1 protein-coding gene is annotated in these 354 nt (G+C 39.8%); it reads right to left on the reverse strand.

Annotated features, from left to right (window positions below; genetic code table 11):
- Window positions 1-354, reverse strand: a 354-nt coding sequence (locus tag ACFQ13_RS11645) for a DUF7507 domain-containing protein (RefSeq protein ID WP_449361594.1), incomplete at both ends; no start/stop codon positions are given.

The following is a 354-nucleotide window of genomic DNA, read 5'->3' on the forward strand; positions in this document are numbered from 1 at the left end:
TCCTAAGTTTGCATAACCATCATTATTTTCATCATTAAAAACTCCCGTTTTTATCACTGCGATGCCTGATTCTAATGGCAAGATGAGATCGGTAATATCATCTTCTAAAACGGTATCATCATCTGAAAGGTCTTCTAGCGTTGAACCGTCAACACTACTTGTTCCAGTTACCACAGCTTGATTACTTACGATGCCTGCATCAATATCTGATTGCGTAATTGTATAGTTGGCTGAGTACAACCAAATCTCTTCGACATCTAGGATATTATCACTATTGTCGTCTCCTGAGGCTAAAGTGAGTTCTCCGCCTAACATAGCATCTGTAAGAACAACATCTGTTATGGTGGCTTGCCC

This window comes from Winogradskyella rapida (assembly GCF_042675845.1).
In the GTDB taxonomy this organism is placed as follows: Bacteria; Bacteroidota; Bacteroidia; order Flavobacteriales; family Flavobacteriaceae; genus Winogradskyella; species Winogradskyella rapida.